Origin of the sequence: Runella zeae DSM 19591, from assembly GCF_000423565.1 — a bacterium.
GTDB classification, from domain to species: Bacteria; Bacteroidota; Bacteroidia; order Cytophagales; family Spirosomataceae; genus Runella; species Runella zeae.
In genome coordinates this window covers 54,940-61,674 of record NZ_KE384050.1, presented here as the reverse complement: position 1 = coordinate 61,674, position 6,735 = coordinate 54,940, and the positions used below count along the sequence as shown (strand labels likewise).

Below are 6,735 nucleotides of genomic sequence, written 5' to 3'. Positions count from 1 at the left end.
GGGCTAAGCCCAAAATTGTGCTCCATGTGTGAAATATAACGATGAGTTTTGGCTAATTCGAGGGTGCCAAACGTGCTTTTAATCTTTTTTTTTTCGTCGATCTTTAGGGGTAGCTCCCAGATTTTTCTCAGCTACGGCTCGGCCTAGCTCCGTCCAAAGTTCAACAAAACCCTGCTCATACTCTAGTAGGCTCGGGCTGGCGTTAAGACGATTTATGTCTGCATATTTGGCCCGAGCCATCTCTATAAATTCTGATTCTGTCATTGATTTGTTCGGTTTTTGCTAAAAAATAATTCAAAGATACAAAATACACTCAAACGACAATTTGGTTTGCGCCCGTTAGGTGCTATGATAATTAGCTCCTTATATGTTTTTAAGTTGATGACTAATGAGTAATAGCATTTTATCATTAATGGGGTACCTGACTTGAGTACTAGTGCGAGCGAAAGCCAGCACTGTCTCCCAATGAAGCATTAAGTAATCCAACAAGTTGGGGTCTTTACTGCGTTTATCCCTGCCAATGTGTATCTCAGCGTTGAAAACACCAACGGCGATTGTGCTTCTTGGTTGGTTTACCCACAAAGTGCTGTTCAAAGACCGACATTGGACTATGCCGCTGGCTAGCCTGGTCTTACAAGTATTGAGCAGATAGTTGTGAAAGGTTTTAGCCCAGCTAGAACCTTGCTCTATCAAGGCCTTGAGTTGGCTTCGTACTTGACTATGGAGAGGTGGCGTGACACTGCGATGCAGAGTTTTTTATTCTATAGACGGGTTAAGGCCCCACTCTAAATTGCTTACCAAAGTTCAACGAGGTGACCCGAGCCCTAGAAATTAGGCTGCGGCGACCCATTGGTAAGTGGGGTGCCTCGTGGCGGTTTGAGGCAAAAGGTAAGTTATTGGTAAAATTCTTAAGGCATTAATGCTCATAGAAATCCGTGCCGCGAAATCCAAGACTATTATTAGCGTAAAATGGCCGGAGTAAAAAACAAAATGTATGATAAAAAATTATACACCTATCTTTACTTAAACATGGAAATCAGTGCCTGAATATTTACGGTATCTAACGACTCAATCTTACTCCCACTGTATACTTGTTTTGTCAAATCAAAGTCCAACTCAAAGTGATGACAAATCGCCATCTCTTTGAGTTGGACTTTGATTTGCTCTTTGACTAATTGCTCATTAAGGATCGCAGGCGAGTTTTAGATACATTAGATTGGCCCTCAACTAGTGTACTTTGGCAAAGGGAATGCGGTAAAAAACAGTAATGCGAGCTCTTTACTCTATTCTATGTAGCTTTATAGTCGGCTTTTCTGTTGTACTAGTGGCTAGTAGGATTTTAATATTTTACGGTTATGAGTATTCGATAATTTATACCACGTTTAGAATTTAGGGTTTACAGTTTTGTTTATAAAAAAAGCTACGTATTTATACGTAGCTTTTTTTATAAATGGGTTATTATATTGGAAATTATATACCCGACTGAGTAATATTAACAGAGTTATTATTTCCAGTTTGGTTACTATTGAAAGTATTACCATTACCATTCTGGGTAATTCCAATCGTATTATTATTACCGTTTTGCATAAGTTCTAACACGTTATTGTTACCACCCTGTAAAACATTACCCCCCATAGCACCTTCAATCAAGTTGTTATCGCCTGTTTGAGTGAAAGTAGCTTGGTTTGTTGAGCCAGTTTGGTCAATGCTAGCAATATTACTATTACCAGTTTGAGTGAGGGCGAATGTATTATCTTGAGAAAGCTGAGAAGCATAACCAAAGTTATCATTACCCTCTTGTGTTATTGAGCCAGTGTTGTTAAGTCCAGCTTGACCAATTTGCGCAGTGTTACCGATTCCGCTTTGTGAAATAGAGGCATCGTTAGCGGGTCCGTCAAGTTGAGTGATGCTAGCTTCATTACCTGTACCAGTCTGAGTAATAGAGGCCACATGGTCACTATTAGATTGTGAAATAGAAGCTATGTTAGGGTCACCAGCGGCATTGGCAGTTTGGTCAATCGTAGCCGAGGTGTTGCTACCGAGTACCTGCGCGATAGTAGCTTGGTTGTTTCCTCCATTAGTAGCGGCTTGTGTAATAGAAGCCGTGGTGTTTGAGCCCCCAGTCATGTTTTGGGAAATGGTAGCCGTGTTGGCTGATGCAGAACCGTCGGCCGACTGTGAAATAGTGACTTGATCAAACCAACCATTTTGCGAAACGTTAGCAGAGTTGGTACCGCTAGACATGGCGTCTTGAGTGATATTGGCAGATGAAGAGAAAGTGGATGAGTTTTGGAAGACATCCACTAGGTTGCTAGAGCCGGTGCCCGAGGCAGTTTGGTCGATGATGATATCTCCCAATGCATCAGTACGTTGTAGCGTAGTAGCGGTATTGGAAGAGTTGTCGATCGCATCTTGAGTGATTTCGACATTGGCCCCAAGGGTGTTAAGGTCTTCTTGGGTAACGGTAGCGGTGTTGGTAGCACTGAAAGCGGCCGTTTGGTCTACAGATGCAGTTTCAGTATCACCTTTTTGGAGGATAGTAGCAGTGTTTGTACCCGCGTTTTCAGCTACTTGGCTGATGGTTGCATCATTATTATCTGTATTGATCTCCTGAGTAATAGTAGCGGTGTTGGAGCTACCTGAGCCGTCGGCATCTTGGTCAATGGTAGCCGTGAGATTATTACCATATTGATTAACCGTAGCATAGTTGTCAGCACTTGCAGAGGCATCCTGGGTAATGGTAGTAGTAGCAAAATCACTATCTGTGTATTGATCCACATATGCTTGGTTATAACTTCCTGCTCCAGTACCAGTTTGGGTGATGGTTGCATCAATATCATCACCTGTTTGTTCTACGTTGGCGTAGTTCTCAGCACCAGCTTCAGCATCTTGAGATACTGTAATATCGGCATTAGAGCTATTGTTGTATTGATCTAGGTAAGTAGTGTTTGAGCTATTGGCACCACTGGCGTTTTGGTCTACATCTACAGTTACATAGTCCCCTCTTTGCTGGATGTTAGCATAATTTTGGCCTCCTGTTATTGCATCTTGCATCACGGTTATCTCTCCATAGCTGCTCTGAGAAGTTTGCTCTACGTAAGTTTCATTGTTACTATCGGTTCCGTCGGCAGTTTGTGATACAGTGGCCGATAAGTCATCCCCGGCTTGTTCAACGTCTGCAAAGTTGTCGGCACTAGCCGAAGCTGTTTGCGTAATGTTGGCAGTGGCGTCGTCACTTAATAAAGTTTGCTCGATAGCTGCCGTATTTGTACTACCAGCACCAGTAGCTGTCTGAGTTATGGTTGCCTCCAGGTCATCGGCTAGTTGGCTAATAGTTGCATCGTTTTCGCCTCCTGATTGGGCATTTTGTGTGATAGTGGCTGTGACATATCTACTCAAAGCTCCTTGTAGGATATCTCCATCATTGTAGCTACCAGCTCCTGCCGCAGTTTGTGTAACAGTAAGATCAGAATCATCACTACCTTGCCATGTTACGGCATCGTTTACACCGCCAGAAGAAGCTGTTTGAGTGACAGTGGCATCTGTATTGTTAGGTGCTAAATCTTGCACTACATCAGCGTCATTTTGGCTACCTGTACCAGTCGCATTTTGGGTTACAATTGCACTTAGGTTATCGGCTAATTGGACAACACTAGCGTCATTAAGAGCTCCATCTGTGGCAGTCTGAGCAACGGTTGTGGTTGAATTATCGCTCAATAAACCTTGACGAACATAAGAGTCATTGGAGGTAGAAGTACCACTTGCACTTTGAGTGATTGTAGCGGTTAGATCATCATTTACTTGATCTACATATGATTCATTGTATGCACCTGCGTTAGCAGTTTGAGATATACCTACATTAGAGTCATCGCTGGTAAGAGCTTGGCTTACATAAGAGTCATTTTGACTACCAGCTCCGTCGGCATTTTGAGTAGATGTTACAGTAATATCTGTCCCATATTGGTTTACCTCTATGTAGTTTGAGCCTCCCAAATTAGCTGTTTGAGTTACCGTTGCGGTGTTGTCATTGCTATTGTTCTGATAAATATCAGCATCATTGTAGCTGCCAGCCCCTGTAGCTGTTTGTGTTACTGTAGCCACTGCATCTTTTCGCTGGTCAATTTCAACGTAGTTTTCGCCGTCCGTAGCATTTTGAGTAACTGTTGAAACGTTGGCATCATCAAATTGATTGACATCAGCAGTGTTTATACCGTTAGTTGTTGTTTGAGACAATGTAGCGGTATTGTTGGCAGTGGCATCTACATTTTGAGACAAAGTGGCGGTGTTAACACCAGCAGCATTAGCTTCTTGAGTGATTGTTCCAAAGTTAGCAAATGCTGCACTTGTTTGAGTCAAATTGATAGTGTTGAGGGAGGAAGCCCCGTCGGCGGTTTGGTTAAGTGTAGCCGTGTTGGCTCCACTTCCAGATACTGTTTGGCTTGGTCCACTTACTGTGTTTATTCCCCCATTAGTGGATGTTTGATTGGCAGTTAATGAGTTTTGTGAATACGCCGCTAGAGCAAAGAGCAAGCTCCCAACGGTCATTGTGAGTTTTTTCATGAATGTGTAAATAAAATGGTTTTGAGGCAAAAGTTGACTTTCAAAAGGGCAAATTTAATATAGCAAAAGTATAAATTTTTAAAAGATTACTTGCCGAAAATGTGGATTATTTTTTAACGGTATAAAAATATAAAAAAACGCTGAGAGGAATTCCTCTTAGCGTTTTTTTATATTTCAAATAACTGATATTTTTTAGATACCAGTTTGAGTAAGCGTAAACGTATTGTTGTTGCCGTTTTGGTTAATTTCTAGGTAGTTATTTCCTCCGCCTTGTTGAACGGCTCCCCCTGCGGCACCCACGATGCTGTTTCCGTCTCCAACTTGAGAGAAAATAGCCTCATTTCCTGAACCAATTTGCTCAAGAGCGGCATAGTTGGAGTTACCATTTTGGGTAAGAGAGGCCATGTTATCTTGTGAGAGCTGAGAGATGTAGCTAAAGTTGTCATTACCAGTCTGGCTAACACTAGCGGTGTTGTTAAGTCCAGCTTGACCAACTTGCGCAGTGTTACCGATTCCGCTTTGTGAAATAGAGGCATCGTTAGCGGGTCCGTCAAGTTGAGTGATGCTAGCTTCATTACCTGTACCAGTCTGAGTAATAGAGGCCACATGGTCACTATTAGATTGTGAAATAGAAGCTATGTTAGGGTCACCAGCGGCATTGGCAGTTTGGTCAATCGTAGCCGAGGTGTTGCTACCGAGTACCTGCGCGATAGTAGCTTGGTTGTTTCCTCCATTAGTAGCGGCTTGTGTAATAGAAGCCGTGGTGTTTGAGCCCCCAGTCATGTTTTGGGAAATGGTAGCCGTGTTGGCTGATGCAGAACCGTCGGCCGACTGTGAAATAGTGACTTGATCAAACCAACCATTTTGTGAAACGTTAGCGGAGTTGGTACCGCTAGACATGGCGTCTTGAGTGATATTGGCAGATGAAGAGAAAGTAGATGAATTTTGGAAGACATCCACTAGGTTGCTAGACCCGGTGCCAGAGGCAGTTTGGTCGATGATGATATCTCCCAATGCATCAGTACGTTGTAGCGTAGTGGCGGTATTGGAAGAGTTGTCGATCGCATCTTGAGTGATTTCGACATTGGCCCCAAGGGTGTTGAGGTCTTCTTGGGTAACGGTAGCGGTGTTGGTGGCACTGAAAGCGGCCGTTTGGTCTACAGAAGCCGTCTCGTCATTTCCTTTTTGGAGGATAGTGGCAGTGTTTGTACCCGCATTTTGGGCATCTTGAGTGATGGTCGCATCGCTCATGTTAGCAGTAGACTGCTGAGTAATAGTAGCGGTATTGGAGCTACCTGAGCCGTCGGCCATTTGGTCGACCGAGGCTGTTTGGTCATCCCCAGACTGAGTGATAGTGGCTGAGTTGTCAGCACTTGCCATTGCATCTTGAGTGATAGTAGCACTGTTGTTATCGGTTCCATTTTGTTGATAAACATAGGCAAGGTTTGAACTACTAGCACCAGTAGCTGTTTGGTCAACCGTAACCTCGATATCATCACCATATTGTTCAATGTAGCTATCATTGTAACCATCCGCTTGGGCATCTTGGGTCACGGTTGCAGAGGCGTAATCCGCATAGCCGTATTGATACAAATCCACTTCATTATAACTATCAGTTCCTGAGGCGGTTTGGGTCACGGTAGCGTCAGAGTCATCGCTATGTTGGTAAATGTAAGTATCGTTATATCCACTAGAGGTAGCTGTCTGAGTCACAGTAGCGTCTGTATAACTTGCCCAGCTATCTTGTTCAATACTGGCGTAGTTATAGCTATCAGTACCGTCGGCACTTTGTGTGATAGTGGTCTCGATATCTTCTCCATCTTGGTCAATATAGGCATAGTTATCGGCACTAGCCATAGCGGTTTGGGTGATGGTAGCAGTGTTATACTCATCGTATTGATACACATAAGCTTCGTTGTCACTCCCTGCGCCAGTGGCTGTTTGAGTGATGGTAGCATCACCCTGATAGTATTGATATATGTATGCATAGTTGTTACCTGCGCTAGCAGTTTGAGTAACAGTCGCACTACTATAATCATCATCTTGATCGATCTCAGCATAATTGACCCCAGCACCAGTTGCATCTTGGGTGATTGATGCTTCTGAATCATCCGTAGAAGTTGTGTAATCTTGATCAATGTCGGCAGTGTTTTGACTACCAGTACCAGAAGCAGT

At 43.4% G+C, this 6,735-nt stretch carries 3 protein-coding genes; all 3 read right to left on the bottom strand.

What is annotated here, in order from left to right:
• Positions 1 to 78: 78 nt before the first annotated feature.
• Entirely contained in the window at positions 79 to 264 is a 186-nt protein-coding gene (locus tag G563_RS0133180; RefSeq protein WP_028666451.1) for a hypothetical protein, read from the bottom strand.
• A gap of 1,206 nt (positions 265 to 1,470) precedes the next feature.
• The gene (locus G563_RS0133175) at positions 1,471 to 4,560 is read right to left on the bottom strand and encodes a beta strand repeat-containing protein (RefSeq protein ID WP_028669127.1); all 3,090 of its coding nucleotides are present in this window, start codon (positions 4,558 to 4,560) and stop codon (positions 1,471 to 1,473) included.
• Positions 4,561 to 4,752: 192 nt separating this feature from the next.
• On the bottom strand, positions 4,753 to 6,735 hold a 1,983-nt coding region (locus G563_RS0133170; RefSeq protein ID WP_028669126.1), incomplete at its 5' end, for a beta strand repeat-containing protein.

Coding starts and splice junctions, on each gene's coding strand:
- G563_RS0133180 (WP_028666451.1), bottom strand. CDS start 264: ATGACAGAATCAGAATTTATAGAGATGGCTCGGGCCAAATATGCAGAC.
- G563_RS0133175 (WP_028669127.1), bottom strand. CDS start 4,560: ATGAAAAAACTCACAATGACCGTTGGGAGCTTGCTCTTTGCTCTAGCG.